The organism is Pelomonas cellulosilytica, from assembly GCF_021353265.1.
Lineage (GTDB): Bacteria > Pseudomonadota > Gammaproteobacteria > Burkholderiales > Burkholderiaceae_C > Pelomonas > Pelomonas cellulosilytica.
Genome location: NZ_JAJTWU010000003.1, coordinates 534303 through 553629, shown reverse-complemented (window position 1 = coordinate 553629; position 19327 = coordinate 534303). Strand labels below are relative to the sequence as shown.

20 protein-coding genes and 2 tRNA genes are annotated in these 19327 nt (G+C 67.6%); 17 read left to right on the top strand and 5 right to left on the bottom strand.

What is annotated here, in order from left to right; all coding sequences use genetic code 11:
• Positions 1-7: 7 nt before the first annotated feature.
• The gene (locus LXT13_RS28665) at positions 8-1567 is read right to left on the bottom strand and encodes a methyl-accepting chemotaxis protein (RefSeq protein WP_304622807.1); all 1560 of its coding nucleotides are present in this window, start codon (positions 1565-1567) and stop codon (positions 8-10) included.
• 128 nt (positions 1568-1695) lie between these two features.
• Positions 1696-3222 carry a helicase HerA-like domain-containing protein gene (locus tag LXT13_RS09935; RefSeq protein WP_233371765.1) on the bottom strand — a complete coding sequence of 509 codons (1527 nt, stop codon included), beginning with the start codon at positions 3220-3222 and terminating at the stop codon, positions 1696-1698.
• A 77-nt stretch (positions 3223-3299) separates the two neighbouring features.
• Between LXT13_RS09935 and LXT13_RS09930 the strand changes: the two genes are divergently transcribed.
• The 16 genes from LXT13_RS09930 to LXT13_RS28790 all read left to right on the top strand — a co-directional run bounded on the left by LXT13_RS09930 (position 3300) and on the right by LXT13_RS28790 (position 15035).
• The gene (locus LXT13_RS09930) at positions 3300-4022 is read left to right on the top strand and encodes a YebC/PmpR family DNA-binding transcriptional regulator (RefSeq protein WP_233371764.1); all 723 of its coding nucleotides are present in this window, start codon (positions 3300-3302) and stop codon (positions 4020-4022) included.
• Positions 4023-4027: 5 nt separating this feature from the next.
• Positions 4028-5314, top strand: coding sequence for a phosphoribosylamine--glycine ligase (gene purD, locus LXT13_RS09925; protein ID WP_233371763.1), 1287 nt, complete (start codon positions 4028-4030; stop codon positions 5312-5314).
• Complete coding sequence (hemF, locus tag LXT13_RS09920; RefSeq protein ID WP_233371762.1) at positions 5311-6246, top strand: oxygen-dependent coproporphyrinogen oxidase; 936 nt, start codon at positions 5311-5313, stop codon at positions 6244-6246. The genes purD and hemF overlap by 4 nt, the downstream gene beginning before the upstream one ends.
• A complete protein-coding gene (gene nadD, locus LXT13_RS09915) occupies positions 6237-6830 on the top strand; it encodes a nicotinate (nicotinamide) nucleotide adenylyltransferase (protein WP_233371761.1) in 594 nt (197 codons plus the stop codon). The genes hemF and nadD overlap by 10 nt, the downstream gene beginning before the upstream one ends.
• Positions 6831-7514 carry a ribosome silencing factor gene (gene rsfS, locus LXT13_RS09910; protein WP_233371760.1) on the top strand — a complete coding sequence of 228 codons (684 nt, stop codon included), beginning with the start codon at positions 6831-6833 and terminating at the stop codon, positions 7512-7514.
• Positions 7514-7981 (top strand): 23S rRNA (pseudouridine(1915)-N(3))-methyltransferase RlmH, encoded by a 468-nt coding sequence (gene rlmH / locus LXT13_RS09905; RefSeq protein ID WP_233371759.1) that lies wholly within the window; start codon positions 7514-7516, stop codon positions 7979-7981. The genes rsfS and rlmH overlap by 1 nt, the downstream gene beginning before the upstream one ends.
• Positions 7974-8576 (top strand): Maf family protein, encoded by a 603-nt coding sequence (locus tag LXT13_RS09900; RefSeq protein ID WP_233371758.1) that lies wholly within the window; start codon positions 7974-7976, stop codon positions 8574-8576. Before rlmH ends, LXT13_RS09900 begins: the two co-directional genes overlap by 8 nt.
• A 48-nt stretch (positions 8577-8624) precedes the next feature.
• Complete coding sequence (gene rng / locus LXT13_RS09895) at positions 8625-10118, top strand: ribonuclease G (RefSeq protein WP_233371757.1); 1494 nt, start codon at positions 8625-8627, stop codon at positions 10116-10118.
• A 74-nt stretch (positions 10119-10192) separates the two neighbouring features.
• A complete protein-coding gene (gene tolB, locus LXT13_RS09890; protein WP_233371756.1) occupies positions 10193-11482 on the top strand; it encodes a Tol-Pal system beta propeller repeat protein TolB in 1290 nt (429 codons plus the stop codon).
• Positions 11483-11578: 96 nt separating this feature from the next.
• Complete coding sequence (pal, locus tag LXT13_RS09885; protein WP_233371755.1) at positions 11579-12112, top strand: peptidoglycan-associated lipoprotein Pal; 534 nt, start codon at positions 11579-11581, stop codon at positions 12110-12112.
• Between the two features lie 101 nt (positions 12113-12213).
• Positions 12214-12978: a tol-pal system protein YbgF gene (gene ybgF, locus LXT13_RS09880; RefSeq protein WP_233371754.1), complete on the top strand. Its 765-nt coding sequence runs from the start codon at positions 12214-12216 to the stop codon at positions 12976-12978.
• Between the two features lie 2 nt (positions 12979-12980).
• Positions 12981-13775: a tRNA threonylcarbamoyladenosine dehydratase gene (locus LXT13_RS09875; protein ID WP_233371753.1), complete on the top strand. Its 795-nt coding sequence runs from the start codon at positions 12981-12983 to the stop codon at positions 13773-13775.
• Between the two features lie 51 nt (positions 13776-13826).
• Positions 13827-13902: transfer RNA gene (locus LXT13_RS09870), tRNA-Lys, on the top strand.
• Positions 13903-13975: 73 nt separating this feature from the next.
• Positions 13976-14051 (top strand) — tRNA-Lys (locus tag LXT13_RS09865).
• A gap of 164 nt (positions 14052-14215) precedes the next feature.
• On the top strand, positions 14216-14497 hold the full coding sequence (locus tag LXT13_RS09860; protein WP_233371752.1) for a hypothetical protein: 282 nt from the start codon (positions 14216-14218) through the stop codon (positions 14495-14497).
• Positions 14498-14537: 40 nt separating this feature from the next.
• Complete coding sequence (locus tag LXT13_RS28790) at positions 14538-15035, top strand: hypothetical protein (protein WP_349254831.1); 498 nt, start codon at positions 14538-14540, stop codon at positions 15033-15035.
• A gap of 237 nt (positions 15036-15272) precedes the next feature.
• Here the strand turns inward: LXT13_RS28790 and LXT13_RS09845 are convergent, their stop codons facing one another.
• Both LXT13_RS09845 and LXT13_RS09840 read right to left on the bottom strand, forming a co-directional pair.
• Positions 15273-16871: a hypothetical protein gene (locus tag LXT13_RS09845; protein WP_233371751.1), complete on the bottom strand. Its 1599-nt coding sequence runs from the start codon at positions 16869-16871 to the stop codon at positions 15273-15275.
• A 203-nt stretch (positions 16872-17074) separates the two neighbouring features.
• The gene (locus LXT13_RS09840; protein WP_233371750.1) at positions 17075-18601 is read right to left on the bottom strand and encodes an ABC transporter permease/substrate-binding protein; all 1527 of its coding nucleotides are present in this window, start codon (positions 18599-18601) and stop codon (positions 17075-17077) included.
• Positions 18602-18744: 143 nt separating this feature from the next.
• On the opposite strand from LXT13_RS09840, the gene LXT13_RS09835 reads away from it, so the two are divergent.
• Complete coding sequence (locus tag LXT13_RS09835) at positions 18745-18945, top strand: hypothetical protein (protein ID WP_233371749.1); 201 nt, start codon at positions 18745-18747, stop codon at positions 18943-18945.
• A 4-nt stretch (positions 18946-18949) separates the two neighbouring features.
• Here LXT13_RS09835 and hpxZ read toward each other — a convergent pair whose 3' ends face one another.
• Positions 18950-19327 carry an oxalurate catabolism protein HpxZ gene (gene hpxZ / locus LXT13_RS09830; RefSeq protein WP_233371748.1) on the bottom strand — a complete coding sequence of 126 codons (378 nt, stop codon included), beginning with the start codon at positions 19325-19327 and terminating at the stop codon, positions 18950-18952.

Here is a 19327-nt window from a genome sequence, read left to right as displayed (position 1 = left end):
GCGCAGGTCAGCCGCGGCCGTCCAGTTTGAAGACGCCCACCACTTCGTGCATGCGCTCGGCTTGCGTCCGCAGGCTGTCCGCGGCGGCGGCGGCCTCCTCCACGAGCGCGGCGTTCTGCTGTGTGACGCGGTCCAGCTGCGTGATGGCGTTGCTGACCTGGCCGATGCCGGTCGTCTGTTCCTGCGTGGCCGAGCCGATCTCGGCGATCAGGTCGGCCACGCGGTGCACCTGCGAGACGATCTCCGTCATCGTCTCGCCCGCCTCGCCGACCAACTGGGAGCCGGCTTCCACGTCGCCCACGCTCTGGCCGATCAGCGCCTTGATCTCGCGTGCAGCCTGCGCGCTGCGCTGGGCCAGTGCGCGCACCTCGCCGGCGACGACGGCGAAGCCGCGGCCCTGCTCGCCGGCCCGGGCCGCCTCGACGGCTGCGTTCAGCGCCAGGATGTTGGTCTGGAAGGCGATGCCGTCGATGGTGCCGATGATGTCGGCGATGCGACTGGAGCTGGCACTGATGGCGCCCATCGTCGAGATCACGCGCTGCACGACATCGCCGCCGCGCACGGCGACGCTGCTGGCCGACTGTGCGAGCTGCGTGGCCGTGCGGGCGGTCTCGGCGTTCTGGCGCACGGTGGCGTTCATCTGCTCCATCGAGGCAGCGGTTTCCTCCAGGCTGGCGGCCTGCTGCTCCGTGCGCTGCGACAGGTCGGCATTGCCGTTGGCGATCTCGCCGGCGCCGGTCAGTATGGCGTCCGCGCCCTGGCGTACCTGGCCGACGATGCGGGTGAGCCCGTCGTTCATCTGTTCCAGGGCCTGCAGCAGCTCGGCGATCTCGTCGCGCCCCTGGGCGTCGATGTGCGTGCGCAGGTCGCCGTTGGCCACGTCCTGGGCGAAGCGCACGGCCCGGCTCACCGGCCCGGTGATGCTGCGCGTGATCATCCAGGCCAGTGCGGCGCCAAGCGCCAGAGCCAGCCCGGTCAGCACGCCGGTGGTGGCGATGGCGCTGTTGCGTGTGCGCTCACCTAGTTCGTAGTCCGACGCGGCCTCGCTGATCTGCAGCTTGACGAGGGCATCGGCCAGCTCACGCGCCTTCAGGCCCAGTGGCAGCGTTTTCTCATCGTAGATCTGCATGGCCGTGCTCATGCCGCCGGTGGACAGCGCGGCGCCGACGGGCAGCAGGCCTTCGTTGATGTAGGCCTTGCGCGCCTCGACGAAGCGCTGGGCCAGCTCCCGTTCACTGCCGGACAGCGGCATGGCCAGGTACTGGTCCAGCACGACCTGGCCGCGCTTGATGTTCACCTCCAGCTCGTCGTTGCGCTTCTTGATCTCGTCGAAGCCGGGGGCTCGCAGCATCTCGACGATGACGAGCCGGTTGCGGACGGCCAGGTTGTCCAGCTCGCCCAGCAACGCCAGCGGCACCGTGCGATGAAGATAGACGGTCTCCAGGCTGTCGGCCACGCGGTAGATGCCTCGGACGCCGATGCCGGCGAGCGCCAGCATGAGGGCCAGCACGACGGCGAACGCCAGACCGAGGCGGTGGCCAATGCGCAACTGCTTCAGACCGCCCATGTGTCCCCCTGGTTGGACTGGTTGAAGCGCCTGAGTCTGCCCCAGCGCGGTGCCTTCGTCGATGCGGCCGTTCCCGTCTCGCGCCGCCGATCGGCGGATGTTTGCGCAATCGTGTCGGGGTTGCGGTGTCAGCGGCGCCGGCTGCTGCCGCCGCCCAGCAGGCTGCCCAGCACGCCGCGGATGAGCTCGCGGCCTACGGCCGTGCCGATGCTGCGCACGGCCGACTGCGCCGCCTTCTCGGCCAGGCCGGGATGGCGCCCGCCGCGGGGGCCGGTGGTGCCGAAGACGATGTCCTTCAGGCCGTCCAGCATGCCGCCGCCCTCTGCAGGTGCCGGTGCGGGCGCAGTGGCCCCCGGCCGGGGTGTGGCAACCGCCGGCGCGACGGCCTGGCCGGACAGCTTTTCGTAAGCAGATTCGCGGTCCAGCTGCTTTTCGTAGACGCCGGCCACGAGCGAGCCGGCGATGAGCTGCTGGCGCTGCGCGGGCGTGATCGGGCCGATCTGGCTGCCCGGCGGCAGCACGAACACGCGTTCCGTCACGCTGGGCCGGCCATGGTCGTCCAGCAGGCTGACGAGCGCTTCGCCGACGGCCAGCTCGGTGATGGCCGTGGCAATGTCTAGCCCGGACTTGGCGCGCATCGTCTCGGCGGCCGCCTTGACGGCCTTCTGGTCTCGCGGCGTGAAGGCTCGCAGCGCATGCTGCACGCGGTTGCCGAGCTGGCCCAGCACGGCATCGGGGATGTCCAGCGGGTTCTGCGTCACGAAGTAGACGCCCACGCCCTTGGAGCGCACCAAGCGCACGACCAGCTCGATGCGCTCAACGAGGGCGTCCGGCGCGTCCTTGAACAGCAGATGGGCCTCGTCGAAGAAGAACACCAGCTTGGGCTTGTCCAGATCGCCCACCTCGGGCAGCGTCTCGAACAGCTCGGACAGCATCCACAACAGGAAGGTCGCGTACAGCCGAGGCGCGTTCATCAGCTTGTCGGCCGCGAGGATGTTGACGACGCCCAGCCCGCCGTCCGTCTGCATGAAGTCAGCGATGTTGAGCATCGGCTCGCCGAAGAACTTGGCGCCGCCCTGTGCCTCGATCTGCAGCAGGCCGCGCTGGATGGCGCCGATGCTGGCGGCTGACACGTTGCCGTACTGCGTCGTGAACTGACTCGCGTTGTCGCCCACGTGCTGGAGCATGGCGCGCAGGTCCTTCAAGTCCAGCAGCAGCAGGCCGTTGTCATCGGCGATTTTGAACACCATCTGCAGTACGCCGGCCTGCGTCTCGTTGAGCGCCAGCATGCGGCTCAGCAGCAGCGGGCCCATGTCGGAGATCGTCGCGCGCACCGGGTGGCCCTGCTCGCCGAACACATCCCACAGCGTCGTGGGGCAGGCGACCTTCTCGGGCGGCGGCAGACCGCGGTCCTTCAGCGTGGCGAGCAGCTTGTCGCCGGGGCTGCCCGGCTGGCTGATGCCGGTCAGGTCGCCCTTCACGTCGGCCATGAAGACGGGCACGCCGATCCTGCTGAAGCTCTCGGCCAGCGTCTGCAGGCTGATGGTCTTGCCGGTGCCTGTGGCCCCCGTGATGAGACCGTGCCGGTTGGCCAGCGCGGGCAGCAACAGGCACTCGGTCTGGCCGTGGCGGGCGAGCAGGATGGGGTCGGTCATGGGCGCTCCTCTAAAATCGCAGTTCTGCCAACGATAAAACAGGCCGTTGCAACGACGAGCCGCCAGGAGCGCCACACATGGCCGGACATTCCAAATGGGCCAACATCCAGCATCGCAAAGGCCGCCAGGACGAGAAGCGCGGCAAGATCTGGACCCGCATCATCCGTGAGATCACGGTCGCCGCGCGCCAGGGCGGCCCCGACATCAAGGACAACCCGCGCCTGCGGCTGGCCGTCGACAAGGCCAAGGCCGCCAACATGCCGGCCGACCGCATCAAGTACAACATCGACAAGGCCAGCGGGAACCTCGACGGCCTGACCTACGAGGAAATCCGCTACGAGGGTTACGGCATCGGCGGCGCGGCCGTCATGCTCGACACGATGACGGACAACCGCGTCCGCACCGTCGCCGAGGTGCGCCATGCGTTCAGCAAGTACGGCGGCAACCTGGGCACCGAGGGTTCGGTGTCCTTCCAGTTCAAGCATTGCGGCCAGCTCGTCTTCGCGCCCGGCACGTCCGAGGACCGCATCATGGAAGTCGCGCTGGACGCCGGCGCTGAGGATGTGATCACCGGCGATGACGGCTCCATCGAGGTGCTGACCGCGCCGGCCGACTATGAGACCGTGAAGACCGCGCTGGAGGCGGCCGGTCTCGTGCCCGAGCTGTCTGAGGTGACGATGCGCGCCGAGAACTCCATCGAGATCACCGGCGAGGATGCGGAGCGCATGCAGAAGCTGCTGGACGTGCTGGAGGACCTGGACGACGTGCAGGCCGTTTATCACAACGCCGAGATGGGCTGAGCACGATGAAAGTCCTTGTCATCGGCAACGGCGGCCGCGAGCATGCGCTGGCCTGGAAACTGACGCAGAGCGAGCGTGTCAGCCAGGTGTTCGTCGCCCCCGGCAACGGCGGCACGGCGCGCGACGAGCGCCTGCAGAACGTGCCCATCGCCGCGACCGACGTCGCTGCGCTGGCCGACTTCGCCGTCGGCCAGAAGATCCAGCTGACCGTCGTCGGCCCGGAGGCCGCGCTGGCCGCCGGCGTCGTGGACGAGTTCCGCGAGCGCGGCCTGCGCATCTTTGGCCCGACCAAGGCCGCGGCGCAGCTGGAAAGCTCCAAGGCCTTCGCCAAAGATTTCATGAAGCGCCATGGCATCCCGACCGCGGCCTACGAGACCTTCTCCGATCCGGCCGCCGCGCATGCCTACGTGGACGGCCGAGGTGCCCCCATCGTCATCAAGGCCGACGGTCTGGCGGCGGGCAAGGGCGTCGTCGTCGCAATGACGCTGGAAGAGGCCCACGAGGCGATCTCGTGGATCCTGGAAGACAACAAGCTGGGCGTCACGCACAACGCGGGCGGTGCGCGCGTCGTCATCGAGGACTTCCTCGCCGGCGAGGAGGCCAGCTTCATCGTCGTCTGCGACGGCAAGCGTGTCGTGTCCCTCGCCACGAGCCAGGACCACAAGCGCCTGCTGGACGGCGACGCCGGCCCCAACACCGGCGGCATGGGCGCCTATTCGCCGGCGCCGGTTGTCACGCCCAACGTGCATGCCAAGGTCATGCACGAGATCATCCAGCCGACGATTGCCGGCATGGCGCGCGACGGCCATCCATTCACCGGCTTCCTGTATGCCGGGCTGATGATCGACGAGCACGGCCAGCCGCGCACCGTCGAATTCAACACGCGCATGGGTGACCCCGAGACACAGCCCATCATGATGCGGATGAAGAGCGACCTCTTCGAGCTGCTGATGCACGCGACCGACGGCACTCTGGACCAGGTCGAGCTGCAGTGGGACCGCCGCGTGGCGCTGGGTGTCGTGCTGGCCGCCGAGGGCTACCCGCTCGATCCGCGCAAGGGCGACGCCATCACCGGCCTGCCTGACGACGCGGACGATGCGATGGTGTTCCACGCCGGCACGGCGCAGGCCGACGGCAAGCTCGTCACCAGCGGCGGCCGCGTGCTGTGCGTGACGGCGCTGGGCGAGTCGGCCCGCACGGCGGCGCAGCGAGCCTACGAGCTGGCAGCGGGCATCCAGTTCGCCGGCCGCCAGTACCGCAGCGACATCGGCCACCGGGCCCTGAAGCGGTGAACAGCGCCCCCGTCCGCGACTACCTGCTGGGCCTGCAGCACCGCATCGTCAGCGCGCTCGAGGGCGTCGATGGCAACGCCTTCCTGAGCGACGGCTGGAGCCGCGAGCCCGGCGGCCGCCTGGAGGGCGATGGGCTGTCGCGCCTGATCGAGGGCGGGTCCGTCTTCGAACGTGGTGGCGTCAATTTCTCGCACGTCAAGGGCCGCGTGCTGCCGCCGTCGGCCACGCAGCACCGGCCTGAGCTGGCCGGCGCGCCGTTCGAGGCCATGGGTGTGTCGCTGGTGCTGCACCCGCACAACCCCTTTGTGCCAACGGTGCACATGAACGTGCGCATGTTCGCCGCGCTGCCAGCCAACGCGCCGGCGGTGACGTGGTTCGGTGGCGGCATGGACCTCACGCCCTACTACGGCTACGAGCGCGATGCCCAGCACTTTCACCGCACCTGCCGTGACGCGCTGGCGCCGCGTGGCGACGCGCTGTATCCGCGCTTCAAGACTTGGTGCGACGAGTACTTCTTCCTGAAGCACCGCCAGGAGCCGCGTGGCATCGGCGGCGTCTTCTTCGACGATTTCGCCGAGGGCGGCTTCGACGCCGGCTTCGCGCTGATCCAGTCGGTGGGCGATGCCTTCCTGCCCGCCTACCTGCCCATCGTCGAACGCCGCCAGGGCTATGCCTATGGCGAGCGTGAACGCGATTTCCAGGCCTACCGGCGCGGGCGCTACGTCGAGTTCAACCTCGTCTGGGATCGCGGCACGCTGTTCGGCCTGCAGTCCGGCGGGCGCACCGAATCCATCCTGATGTCCATGCCGCCACAGGTGGTCTGGCGCTATGACTGGGCGCCGCAGCCCGGCACGCCGGAAGCCCGGCTCTACACCGACTTCCTCCGTCCGCGCGACTGGGCCGACGAAACGCCGACCGCCCTGTGGCTTTGAGACTCGCGCTGTTCGGCGGCAGCTTCGACCCGCCTCACCTAGGCCATCTGGCCTTCGCGCGCTTTGCGCTCGATGCGCTGGCGCCTGACCGTCTGCTGTGGCTGCCCGCGGGTCGCCAGTGGCAGAAACCCGACCAGGTCATGGCGGCGCCGGCCCACCGCGTGCAGATGCTGCAGCTGCTGACGGCCGACGAACCCCGTTTTGCCATTGATGACCGCGAGCTGCACCGGCGCGGCCCGAGTTTCACGGCTGACACGTTGCGTGAGTTCACCGCCGAGCATCCCGGCGCCGAACTGATGTTCCTCATCGGGCAAGACCAATACGCTCGACTGCCGACCTGGTACCAGGCCGAAGTGGTCGCCCAACTGGCCACGCTCGTCGTCGTGCCGCGCGCTGGCGAAGCTGTCGTGACGCCAGCTGGCCTCGGCCCGCACCGGCTGCACGTGCTGCCGATGCCCGAAATCCCGCTGTCCTCCACCGTCGTGCGCGCTGCCGCCGCACGCGGGGAGGACCTCAGCCCCATGGTGGGCGCGCAAGTCGCGAGCTATATTGCCTCGCACCGCCTTTACGGAAACAAGCCCTGAATGGACATTCGCAAGCTGCAACGAGCCATCGTCGATGGTCTCGAAGACGTCAAGGCCCAGAACATCGTTGTGTTCAACACCGAGCACCTGTCGCCGCTGTTCGAGCGCGTCATCATCGCGTCGGGTACCAGCAACCGGCAGACAAAGGCCCTGGCCTCGAGCGTCCGTGAGACGGTCAAGGGCCGCGGCATGCAGGTCATGCGCACGGAAGGCGAGGACAACGGTGAATGGATCATCGTGGACTGCGGCGCCGCCGTCGTGCACGTGATGCAGCCGGCCATCCGCGACTATTACCACCTCGAAGAGATCTGGGGCGACAAGCCCGTCAAGCTCAAGCTCGGCAGCGTCGAGGTCAAGCTGGTGAAGGCGTCCGAGGACTCCTCGGCCAAGCCGGCGCGCAAGAAGGCGGCGCAGGAGCTCGGTCCGGTCGGCGGCAAGAAGGCGCCGGCCAAGAAGGCCGCCGCGGCCGACAAGCCTGCTGCGAAGAAGGCGGCACCCGCGAAGAAGGGCGTGAGCCGCGTCGTGGGCAGCAAGACCCCGGCGACCAAGACCGTCAAGGTCGGCGCTGCAAAGCCGGCGGCCAAGAAGGCCGCTCCGGCGAAGAAGGCGGCCCCGGCCAAGAAGGCGCCGCCGGCGAAGAAGGTCGTGGCCAAGAAGGCTGCGTCCAAGCCCAAAAAGGGCTGATGCGCCTGCTGCTCATCGCCGTGGGCCAGCGCCAGCCGGCCTGGGCCGACACGGCCTACGAGGACTTTGCCAAGCGCTTTCCGCCCGAGCTGCGCCTCGAACTCAAGGCCATCAAGGCCGAGACACGCGGCAGCAAGACGGCCGAGCAGCTGATGGCGGCCGAAGCCGCGCGCATCGAGGCGGCGCTGCCGAAGGGCGTGCGCCGCATCATCCTCGACGAGCGCGGCGAGCGCCGCACGTCCGTGCAGCTCGCCGAGCGGCTGAAGCTGTGGATGGGCGAAGGCCGCGATGCCGCGCTGATCATCGGCGGGCCCGATGGCCTGCATCCGGACCTCAAGGCCACGGCCGACGAGACGCTGCGGCTGTCCGACCTGACGCTGCCTCACGCCTTCGCCCGCGTGCTGCTGGCCGAAGGGCTCTATCGCGCCTGGACCGTGACCACCGGCCACCCCTACCACCGTGAATAAGCGTCTGTATCTCGCCTCGCAGAGCCCGCGGCGACGCCAGCTGCTGGACCAGCTCGGCGTGACCCACGAGTTGCTGCTCCCCGGCGCTGACGAAGACGCCGAGGGGCTGGAGGCCGTACAGCTCGGCGAGTCGCCGGAGGCCTACTGCGCGCGCGTGACGGCGGCCAAACTCGATGCCGCGCTGGTGCGGCTTGCGGCGCGCGGCCTGGCCCCCGCACCCATCCTTTGCGCTGACACCACGGTGGCCGTGGACGACCTCATCCTCGGCAAGCCCGCGGACGACGCCGAGGCGCGCCGCATGCTCGCGCTGATGTCAGGCCGCCGGCATCGCGTCATCACGGCGGTCGCGGTGGCCGACGAGCGCCGGCGCGCCGAGGCGCTGAATGTCTCGCAGGTCGATTTCGCACCGCTGTCGGCGGCACAGATCGACCGCTACGTCGCCAGCCGTGAGCCCTTCGGCAAGGCGGGGGCTTATGCCATCCAGAGCCAGGCGGCGGCGTGGATCGTGCACATTGCCGGCAGCTACTCGGGGATCATGGGGTTGCCCCTCTTTGAGACGGCGCAACTGCTCCAACAATTCGACTTCGAGTTTTGATGCGTGCCGCCCGGTACGGCGGCACGCATCAGCATTCAAGGACGGGCGATGGAAGACATCCTGATCAACTGGTCCCCGCAGGAGACGCGCGTGGCCGTGGTCGAGAACGGCGCGGTGCAGGAGTTGCACGTCGAGCGCACGTTGGAGCGGGGCCTGGTCGGCAACATCTATCTCGGCAAGGTCGTCCGCGTCCTGCCGGGCATGCAGAGCGCCTTCATCGACATCGGACTGGAACGCGCGGCCTTCCTGCATGTGGCCGACCTGCACAGTGCGTCGCAGTTCGGCCATGGCCGGCACCAGGGCGCCCATGGACCGGACATGCCGCCTACGCCCATCGAACGCCTCGTCTTCGAGGGCCAACCGTTGACGGTGCAGGTCATCAAGGACCCGATCGGTACCAAGGGTGCGCGGCTGTCCAGCCAGATCAGCATCGCCGGCCGCATGCTCGTCTACCTGCCGCAGGATGAGCACATCGGCGTCAGCCAGAAGATCGGCTCGCCCGAGGCGCGCGAGGCGCTGCGCGCCCGCATGCTGGCACTGGTGGGCAGCAAGGAGCAGGGCGGTGGTGGCGGCTTCATCCTGCGCACCAACGCGGAGGATGCGAGCGACGAGGAACTGGCTGCCGACATCGCCTATCTGCGCAAGACCTGGCAGCAGATCCGCGAGAAGGCACTCACCACGCCGCCCACCAACCTGCTGCATCAGGACCTCAGCCTCGTCGAGCGCGTGCTGCGCGACCTGACCAACGAGCGCACCGGCCACATCCGCATCGACTCCAAGATGCAGTACGACGTGCTGCGCCAGTTCGGCGAGACCTTCATGCCGGCGGCCACGGCCAAGCTGGAGCATTACCGCGGCGAGCGGCCGATCTTCGACCTGTGCAATGTCGACGCCGAGATCGCCCGGGCGCTCGCCCGCAAGGTCGAGCTGAAATCCGGCGGGTCGCTGGTCTTCGACCAGACCGAGGCGATGACGACCATCGATGTCAACACCGGTGGCTTCGTCGGCGCCAAGAACTTCGACGACACGATCTTCAAGACCAACCTGGAAGCGGCGGGCTCGATCGCTCGCCAGCTGCGGCTGCGCAACCTGGGTGGCATCATCATCGTCGACTTCATCGACATGGCGCGCGATGAGCACCGGGCGGCTGTGCTGGCCGAGTTCCGCAAGCAGCTGGGGCGCGACCGCACCAAAGTCACCGTGGGCGGCTTCACGCAGCTGGGCCTGGTGGAGATGACGCGCAAGCGCACGCGCGAGTCGCTGGCGCGCATGCTCTGCGAGCCGTGCCCCACTTGCGAGGGGCGGGGGCAGGTCAAGACGGCGCGCTCCGTCTGCTACGACATCCTGCGCGAGATCCTGCGGGAGGCGCGGCAGTTCTCGCCCAAGGAGTTCCGCGTCGTCGCCGCGGCCAACGTTGTCGAAATGCTGCTGGACGAGGAGAGCGCTCACCTGGCCGGGCTGTCGGACTTCATCGGCAAGCCCATCTCGCTGACCGCTGAGCCGACCAACCAGACCGAGCACTACGACATCGTGCTCCTCTGAGGGCCGACCGGCGGGCGTCGGACGCGGTCCCGTCCGACGTTACAAGTCACGCGCCTGCGGCAGAATGCCGCGCCATGCTCGGTCCTCAAGTTCTTGCCGTCTCCCGCCGCTTCGGCCTCTTGGCCCTGGCCGCTCTCGCCGCCAGCCCGGCACTAGCGCAACTGCGCATCGACATCGCCGGTGTCGGCGGCTCGCGCATCCCCGTGGCCATCGTCGACTTCCGTGACGAGTCGCGTTCGCCCCAGCCCATCGCCGCCATCATTCGCGCCGATCTGGAGCGCAGCGGGCAGTTCCGCAGCATCGATTCGTCCGAGCCGCTGAGCGAACTGAGCGCACCGGCCTTTGTCGACTGGCGTGCCAAGCAGGCCGATGCGCTGGTGGCAGGCTCGGTCAGCCGGCTGGCCGATGGACGGCTGGACATCCGCTTCAAGCTGTGGGATGTCGTCAAGGGCGCCGAGGTCATCGGCCAGGCCCAGGCCGTGCTGCCGGACGACGCCCGCCTCGCTGCGCATCGCATCGCCGATGTCATCTACGAGAAGCTGACCGGCGAGAAGGGCGTGTTCGCCACGCGCATGGCCTACGTCACCAAGGCCGGCCGGCGCTACAGCCTCGTCATCGCCGATGCCGATGGCGAGGGCGCCAAGGTCGCGCTCGCCAGCCCGGAGCCCATCATCTCGCCGGCCTGGGCGCCGAACGGCCGCGAGCTGGCCTATGTGTCGTTCGAGAGTGGCAAGGCGACCGTGCGCATCCAGGATGTGCAGACCGGCGGGCGCCGTGTGCTGGCCGACTTCAAGGGCACGAACAGCGCGCCGGCCTGGTCGCCGGACGGCAGCCAGCTCGCGCTGAGCCTCTCGCGCGACGGCGGCACGCAGCTCTTCGTCATCAACCGTGACGGTTCGGGCTTGCGCCGCCTGACGCAGAGCAGCGCCATCGACACCGAAGCCTGCTATGCGCCGGACGGCAGCAAGATCTACTTCGTCAGCGACCGCGGCGGCGGTCCGCAGATCTACCGGATGCCGGCCAGCGGGGGCGCGGCCGAGCGCGTAACCTTCAACGGCAACTACAACATCAGCCCGTCCATCAGCCCGGACGGCCGAACGATGGCCTACATCTCGCGCATCGGCGGCGCGTTCCGCCTGAGCGTGATGGACCTCGGCACCGGCCAGTCGCAGCAGATCAGCGACGCGAGCGACGACGAAAGCCCTGCTTTCTCGCCCAACGGCAAGCTCATCGTCTATGCCAGCCGCGCTGGCGGCAAGGAGGTGCTGATGACCACCACGCTCGACGGCAAGATCAAGACGCCGCTGCTCGTCACGCTCGTGGAGGTGCGCGAGCCGACCTGGGGTCCATTTACACGTCAGTAACTTGACAACTCGCGTCATGTTGGACAATCCGCGGTTCGGCGTTCGTGCCGAACTTGCTCCCTGCTCTCTTTCCTGCCTCCCGTTGGAGATATTCGAATGAAACTGACCCGTTATGCGCTCACCCTGATTGCCGCCGCCGCTCTGGCAGGCTGCCAGTCCGCTGTCAAGCTTGAGGAACCGAAGACGGTTCCGGTGGAAAACCGTGAGGCTCCCAAGCCGACGGCTGCGCAGAACACCACGCCGGTGCCCGAGTCCAAGGTGGCCACCGTCGATCTGGACGCCCAGTACACGCAGCAAGTGAGCGACAAGCGTGTCGTGTACTTCGACTTTGATAGCGACGTGGTCAAGGAAGAGTACCGCGGCCTGATCGATCTGCACGCCAAGCGCCTGAACAACAACAAGAAGCGGGCCGTGACGCTGGAAGGCCACACCGACGAGCGCGGCGGCCGCGAATACAACCTGGCTCTGGGCCAGCGCCGTGCCGAAGCTGTTGGCAAGTCGCTGACGCTGCTGGGCGTGGGCGCCAACCAGGTCGAGGCTGTCAGCTTCGGCAAGGAGCGTCCGGCCGTCCAGGGCAGCACCGAAGAAGCCTGGGCCAAGAACCGCCGCGTCGAGCTCAAGGACAAGTGATGCAAGTGGCTACGGCGGGTCGTTTCCAGTCACCACGGCTTCGCGGAGAGGCCGTGTCGCCGGTGCCGGGCAAAAGTCGGAACGCTTTGCGCCTGGTGCGCATGACTGTTCTGGCCCTCGCCGCGGGCGCCGCCTTCGTACAGCCGGCGCGCGCCGGCCTGTTCGAGGATGACGAGGCCCGCCGGGCCATCCTCGAGTTGCGCTCCAAGCTGCAGGCCAACGAAGACGCTTCCAAGAAGCAGGCCGAGCAGCTCAACGCGCTTATTCAGGACCAGGTCCAGCCGCTGCGCCGCAGCATGCTGGACCTCAACAGCCAGATCGACGCGTTGCGCGCCGAGCTGGCCAAGCTCCGCGGCACCAACGAGCAACTCGCCCGCGACCTGGCCGACACGCAGCGTAAGCTGATGGACCAGTCCCAGGCCGTCGAGGCTCGCCTGAAGCCGCTCGAACCGCAGAAGGTCAGCCTGGATGGCCGCGAGTTCCAGGTGGCGCCTGACGAGCGAAGCCAATACGAGGCCGCGATCGGCCTCGTGCGCCGTGGCGACTTCGCCGAGGCCGTGTCTGCGCTGGGTGCCTTCCTGAAGCGCTATCCCGTCAGCGGCTATACCGACTCGGTGCGCTTCTGGCTCGGCAATGCGCAGTACGGCAAGCGCGACTACAAGGATGCCATCGCGACCTTCCGCGCCTTCATCGCCGCCAATCCTGACCATCCGCGTGCCGCCGAAGCGCTGCTCGCGCTGGCCAATTGCCAGGTCGAACTGAAGGACAACAAGACGGCGCGCCGCAGTTTCGAGGACGTGGTCAAGTCTTACCCCGGCACCGAGGCCGCCCAGGCCGCCAAGGAACGCCTCGCGACGCTGAAGTGAGCGTGGATCAGCCGGACGCTGATCTGGAGCGCCGCTTCGGCGGGCTGCGCCGGTTGCATGGCGACACGGCCTACCGGCAATTGCGCGCTGCGCGTTTTGCCGTCGTGGGTCTGGGCGGTGTGGGTTCCTGGGCCGTCGAGGCGCTGGCGCGGAGCGGTATCGCGGCGTTAACGCTGATCGACCTCGACCAAGTCGCCGAATCCAACATCAACCGGCAGATCCAGGCTCTCGGGTCCACCGTCGGCATGGCAAAGGCCGAGGCATTGCGCCTGCGCATCGCCGACATCCATCCGGCGTGCGAGGTCCGCGTCGTAGAGGAATTCGTCGAGCCGGGCAACTGGCCCGCGCTCATCGGCAGCGAGCCGCTGGATGGCCTCATCGACTGCTGTGACCAGGTTCGCGCCAAGGCGGCGCTCGCCGCCTGGGCGCGCGAACTGAGCTTGCCTTTCGTGACAGTGGGCGCGGCCGGCGGCAAGCGCGAGCCGCACCGCGTGCAGCTCGACGACCTGAGCGCCACGACACACGACCCGCTGCTGGCCTCCCTGCGCCAGCGGCTGCGCAAGCATCACGGCGCACCGCGTTCCGGCCGCTTGGACGTGGCCTGCGTGTACTCGCGTGAACCCGTGCATCTTCCTCAGCAGGGCGATGGTGGGGCCTGCGATATCGATGGCAGCCTCAACTGCCATGGCTATGGTTCAAGCGTCGCCGTCACGGCGACGTTCGGCATGTGCGCAGCGGCCGAGTTGCAGAGGCTCTACCTCGCTTCTGCGATGGGTCACACGGGCTCAGCCAAATAGACTTGCCAACCAGATAAAAACCTGTCTATAATGGCAGGCTCTGCTTGACGCGGGATGTTAGCTCAGTCGGTAGAGCAGCGGACTTTTAATCCGTTGGTCGCAGGTTCGAATCCTGCACATCCCACCAGATTTCTAGCGCCGATTCATCTGAATCATGCTATAATGTTTGGCTCAGCAAGGAAGCTTGTTGAACTGAATCAGGGCTCTTAGCTCAGTTGGTAGAGCAGCGGACTCTTAATCCGTTGGTCGAAGGTTCGAATCCTTCAGGGCCCACCAATTTTTATAATTGAATCAAGCACTTAGCGGCGCCAGCGGCTAAGTGCTTTTTTCTTGCCTCTCGCATGTAGGCGTCGGTGTATGCGCGACGCGACATTACTTGAGAAGGGTTGTGGCGGAGTTGTTGTGATGCAATAACTCCCCGTTGTGGCAAGCTTGTCCACATGCCAGTCGTCCTCGTCGACTTCAATGAAACGTCTCGCCAAGCCTTCAAGCGCGGTGTTGCGAAGGGCATGGCTGCGCCCTTGATGCTGTTCGCATCGAATCAAGCTCACGTCGATACGCAGCACGCGGTGAAAATCCCACAAGTGTCGCCCGTGCGTGTGCCCGGGGCGTTGACCGCACTCACCGACATGGAGCGGTTGGGGATGGACTTCAACGCAGCCCTGGGAAAGCATGAAGAAGAAATCGGGGAATCGACCACCAGGGGCGCTAAGGCCGGCTGACGCTGCAGTCAGGGAGGCGCTGGGCCCAGTTGCCCAAGCGATGCAGCAGACTGTGACGGTGCAAGAGCAGAGCGTCACGGTTCATGTTCAATTGCCCCCACCCGGTCTTCTGGCCGAGTACGAGCGTGTTCGCCCCGGCACCATGGATCTATTGGTCCGATGGAACGAGGAGGAGCAATCCCATCAGCGTCGCATGGATCAGCTTGCGATTGAAGCCAATATCGAAGCGCAGAGGCGTCAGCTCGACCTGGCGGGGGGGCAACTCGATGCTCAGCGCATCGCAACGAAGTACCAAGCGCGAACGGTCCGGAGCAGCGACATGCTCGGCCAAGTATTCGGGTGGCTTCTCAGTGCGGGTGCGGTCGGTCTTGCGACCTATCTTGATCGGTCGGCCAGGTGCCGCGGCCTGCTTGATGTCCTGGCAGCCGCACAGGCCAGCTTGGGCCGCACATGCCGCACGACATGGAAGCTGCCGGGCTCCATGTCGAACTTCGCGTTCTTGAGGCCGCCTGACCTTTCGGCCTCGCCGAGTTGCTGAGCCTCGGTCTTCGCACGGGCCTTGGCGGGCCACCTTCCTCATAAGCTGGCATTCGGCACCTTGCTGGCCGGCAAGCCATGCCCTTTCGAAATGCATTGGACTGATGTAGTCCAGCGACGGGCGAAGCCGTCGGTGGCTTCGGCGGGCGCACAACGCTTTGACGGACATGCTGCGCTCCCTGCATCTGCGGCATTCGGCGGATTCGGTCGGCGCACACGCACCGACCGTGCGTCATCGTCAGTCGAACATGTCGATGAACATTCCGGCGTTGCTGACGCCACCCGGGTTGCCCAGCGTCGAGTCGGACGCGACGACCCAGCAAGCGAGGTGGGCGAGGGCGTTCACCATCGTCGGCGTCAAGAAGAGCTGCGTGAAGGTGTTGTAGAGCGGGAAGTCGTCCAGGCTCTCGATGGTCAGCACGTCACGCGATTCCCATGGCAGCTGGTCCCACCAACTGCTGACGAAATCGTTGTAGACCCACAGTACGTCGACCGGCTGCGGCTGTGGCTGGATGCCGAACCAGTCGTTGCGCAGCACGGTCAGTTGCTGCCTCACCAGCAATGCACCGCCAGCGCGACGGGCGGCAAGCAGGCTCTGTTTCAGTGAGTCGAAGGCCGCGGTGTCGAACACCTGGTTGTGACGGTACAGCCGCGTGGGGCCCTGGCCGGGGTTTTCGTCGGAGTAGGGCACGTAGCCCTGGCCGGCGACGTAGGGTTGCAGGCCGAACAGCGGCGGGAGGTCCGCCGACACGATGACCTCGCTACTGGCCGGGTCGCGGCACACGCCCTGATCCGTGTTGACGAACACGATGAGCCGCGACACGCCGCGCGCCAGCAGCGCATTGATGCCCAGGTTCTCCAGGCTGCCGCCGTCGGCGAAGCGGTAGGTCATGACGGGCTGTGACGTGCGCGCCGCAATGGGCCAGTACGGGTAGCGCGGCACGAGGCCCGAGAACTCGGGGTACTGCTCCTCGAACATCTGGGCGAAGGCGGCACTGCTGGCGCAGACGATGTCGCTCAGCGTGAAGGCGCGCGCAGGCAACGTCGTGTTGACGGTGCCTGGGCCAGCGTCGCTCTGGAAGCTGCTGTTCATGGCCAGCGTCTCCAGCAGGCCGCCGCCCACGGCGCCGAGCCTGCCGGGGCCTGGCTCGAAGCTGGCGCGCACGCCGGCCAGCAGGTTCGTCTCGAAAGGCAGAAGGTCCGCGTCGACCCCATCGTTCGTGAACATGCTGGTGTTGAAGATGGGCTGAGGCCGCGGGCGCTTGATGGTGATGAAATCGTCCGACGTGAGCTCTGGGTTGCGGGCGAGCGGGCCGTCGGGTGAGCGCAGGTAGGCGTCGGTGCCACTCAGGTAGCGGGTGTCGAAGCCGTCGCTATCAGCCTGCCAGAGCTGGTAGTCCTTCAATACCAGCTCGCCGATGACGCCCTGCCACAGCTCGCTGTTCTCGTAGCCGTAGCAGGCCTTCAGCTCGCCCAGCTTCAGGATCAGGTCCGGCGGATTCAGCCGGGTAGGAACCCAGCCGAGGTTGTTGTCCGAGAGTTGCTCCAGCTGACTGAGCGTCAGCGTGGATGGATCCAGTATGACGGGGCCGAGGAAGTCGTCGTCGCTGATGTCGGCGGGCAGGTAGCTGAACAGTGCGTTTGCCCAGGTGCCGCCGGACACCGATGAGATGGCCGAGACGCGGTCCAGTAGTCCGAGATGACGCAGGCCGCGCAACTGGCCCATGGCGCAGGACAGCGCACGGCTGCCTCCGCCGGACAGGCAGACGCCGACGGTGCCGGTCAGGTCGCTGACGCCAGGCAACGGCAGGATGCTCGCAACGAGAGATGGGCTCATGATGACTCCAGGGGCGCCGTCGGGGACAAGGCGCCCGGAGTCGACGGCGGGCTCCGGGTGTGCTGGGCGCTTGTGCGCCATGCAGCGGCACCGCCCTCACTCTTCTTAAACGATATGCGCTGCCCGCGCACGACATCGCGCGGCGACTTCAAAGTGGGGGGGCGGTTCTGACGGCGTCAACGTCGCCGCGTAGGGGGGGGAGGCTACAGCCGCGTCGCAGCGCCGCGATGCCAGCGCGAGGCCCGGCGTTCCAGCAAGTCGAAGATCCCTTGCACGAGGATCGCCAACGCGGCGGCGGGCAGCGCACCGGCCAGCATCAGCGCGGCGTCGTTGACGGCCAGGCCGGCGACGATGCGCTCGCCCAGACCACCCGCGCCGACGAAGGCTGCGACCGTGGCGGTGCCGACGTTCGTGACGGCCGCCGTCTTCACGCCCGCCATCAGCGTCGGCAGCGCCAGCGGCAGCTCGATGGCCCGCAGCGTCTGGCCGCGCGTGAAACCCAGCGCCCGGCTGGCCTCGACGAGGCCGTGCGATACGCCTTGCAGGCCCGCGTGCGTGTTGCGCACGATGGGCAGCAGCGCGTAGACGAATAGCGCCAGTAGTGCTGGCACGAAGCCGATGCGGCCTACCGCGGCGATCAGGAAGGCCAGCAGTGCCAGCGAAGGCAGCGTCTGCAGCAGGCCCGTCGCGGCCATCACCGGCCCGGCCACGCGCGGCAGCCGGTGCGCGACCACGCCCAGCGGCACCGCCACCGCCACGGCCAGCAGCAGTGAGCCCAGCACCAGCGCCACGTGCTGTCCCAGCAGCCGGGGCAGATCCGGCGCGAGCAACCGGGCCGCCACGCCGCGGTTCAAGGGCGGCGCCGCTGTCGGGGTGGATGCGGCCGCCGACGCCTGCAGGAAGCGGCGGGCCACGTCGGCAAACGGCTGGCCGTCCAGCTCGGCGGCGGCGTTCAGCTCGATCATGCGCGCCTCCGGCAGCCGCCCGGCCAGGCGCTGCAGCGGCCGGTCGTCCAGCGAGGCGCGCATCAGCAGCACCGCGTCGTAGCGTGGAAAGAAACCGCGGTCGTCCCGCAGCACGCGCACCGGCTGACGGGCGATCTGCGCGTCGGTCGTGTAGACGTCGATGAGGTCGACCTGGCCGGCAGCCAGCGCCTGGTAGGCAAGGCCGTGGTCCAGCCCCGCGCCGGCCGCCAGCGTCAGGCCATAGGCCCGCTGCAGCGCCGGCCAGCCGTCAGCACGCGCGATGAACTCGTGCGACAGGCCGGGCTTCAGCGGTGGCGCTCGGGTAGCGAGATCGGAGATCGTCGCAATGCCCAGCCTGGCCGCGTCGGACTCGCGCATGGCCAGCGCATAGCTGTTGTTGAAGCCCAGCGGCACCCCCGCCTTCAGGCCCAGCGGTTGCAGCCAGGTGTTGATCTGCGCCAGCGGCGCCTGGGCGTCGGCGGCGCCTTCGCGGTGCAGCAGCTCGCGCACGATGGTGCCGGTGTACTCCGGATAGGCGTCGATCTGCCCCTCGCGCAGCGCTGCCGCGAGGATCGCCGTGTTGCCCAAGCCCTGGCGGTGCTCGGCCGGGATGCCCTGGGCCAGCAGCGTCTGGCGCGTGATCTCGCCGAGCAGATAGCTTTCGGTGAAGCGTTTGGAGCCCACCTGCACCGGCTGGCCGTGCGCCGCGGCCAGCCATAGCAGCAGGAGGGCCAACCCGGCCCTGAGGAGGAGTCGGTTCGTCATGCCGCGATGGTGCCTGAGGCGCCACCGGCGCGCAGGTAGGAGCGCTCCTACTGGCCAGGGCGTCTGTCGCTGAATGCAACGGCGCGTGTCCAGACCTAAAGTCACAAGCAACCGCCATCCCCTAGCAGTCAGGAGCTCCCACCATGTCCCGCGCCACCGAACTCTTTCTTCGCCAGCATCGGGACAGCCTGGGCGCTCATCTGCGCCAGTGCCGCACCTTGTCGGATCGCAGTCAGCGGGCGCTGTGCTCGCTGGAGGCTCTGGATGCCGCTGTCGGTCAGCGCCTGTTCACGACCGTCGTGCTGGGCAGCGCCGTCATGGCGCTGGTGCTGAGCTTCAGCTGAGCCGTCACACGTCGATCACGCTGACATGCGCAGCGACGACGCGCCAGCCTCGCGGCAAGCGTACCCAGGTCTGGCTCTGTCGACCGCAGCGAGTGCTGCCTTCGCGGCGGAACTCGGTCATCGCGGTGGCGGTGTCGCGGCCATAGGTCGTGATGACGGTGCGCTGCAACGTGCGCGCCAGGCCCGTGGCGGGCCGTGCGCTGCGGAAAGCGCGGATCGCGTCGATGCCGACGAGGTTCTCGCCCACGCCGTAGCGCACGGTGCTCGGTGAGTCCCAGAACAGCTCGTCCAGCACGTCCAGCCGGTTGTTGACGAGCGCGTCTTCATAACGCTCGAAGATGGCGGTAACTTCGGCTAGCACGTCGGGCAGGTTGATGTCCAT

Coding starts and splice junctions, on each gene's coding strand:
- LXT13_RS28665 (WP_304622807.1), bottom strand. CDS start 1,567: ATGGGCGGTCTGAAGCAGTTGCGCATTGGCCACCGCCTCGGTCTGGCG.
- LXT13_RS09935 (WP_233371765.1), bottom strand. CDS start 3,222: ATGACCGACCCCATCCTGCTCGCCCGCCACGGCCAGACCGAGTGCCTG.
- LXT13_RS09930 (WP_233371764.1), top strand. CDS start 3,300: ATGGCCGGACATTCCAAATGGGCCAACATCCAGCATCGCAAAGGCCGC.
- purD (WP_233371763.1), top strand. CDS start 4,028: ATGAAAGTCCTTGTCATCGGCAACGGCGGCCGCGAGCATGCGCTGGCC.
- rsfS (WP_233371760.1), top strand. CDS start 6,831: ATGGACATTCGCAAGCTGCAACGAGCCATCGTCGATGGTCTCGAAGAC.
- rlmH (WP_233371759.1), top strand. CDS start 7,514: ATGCGCCTGCTGCTCATCGCCGTGGGCCAGCGCCAGCCGGCCTGGGCC.
- rng (WP_233371757.1), top strand. CDS start 8,625: ATGGAAGACATCCTGATCAACTGGTCCCCGCAGGAGACGCGCGTGGCC.
- tolB (WP_233371756.1), top strand. CDS start 10,193: ATGCTCGGTCCTCAAGTTCTTGCCGTCTCCCGCCGCTTCGGCCTCTTG.
- pal (WP_233371755.1), top strand. CDS start 11,579: ATGAAACTGACCCGTTATGCGCTCACCCTGATTGCCGCCGCCGCTCTG.
- ybgF (WP_233371754.1), top strand. CDS start 12,214: ATGACTGTTCTGGCCCTCGCCGCGGGCGCCGCCTTCGTACAGCCGGCG.
- LXT13_RS09860 (WP_233371752.1), top strand. CDS start 14,216: ATGCCAGTCGTCCTCGTCGACTTCAATGAAACGTCTCGCCAAGCCTTC.
- LXT13_RS28790 (WP_349254831.1), top strand. CDS start 14,538: ATGCAGCAGACTGTGACGGTGCAAGAGCAGAGCGTCACGGTTCATGTT.
- LXT13_RS09845 (WP_233371751.1), bottom strand. CDS start 16,871: ATGAGCCCATCTCTCGTTGCGAGCATCCTGCCGTTGCCTGGCGTCAGC.
- LXT13_RS09840 (WP_233371750.1), bottom strand. CDS start 18,601: ATGACGAACCGACTCCTCCTCAGGGCCGGGTTGGCCCTCCTGCTGCTA.
- LXT13_RS09835 (WP_233371749.1), top strand. CDS start 18,745: ATGTCCCGCGCCACCGAACTCTTTCTTCGCCAGCATCGGGACAGCCTG.
- hpxZ (WP_233371748.1), bottom strand. CDS start 19,327: ATGGACATCAACCTGCCCGACGTGCTAGCCGAAGTTACCGCCATCTTC.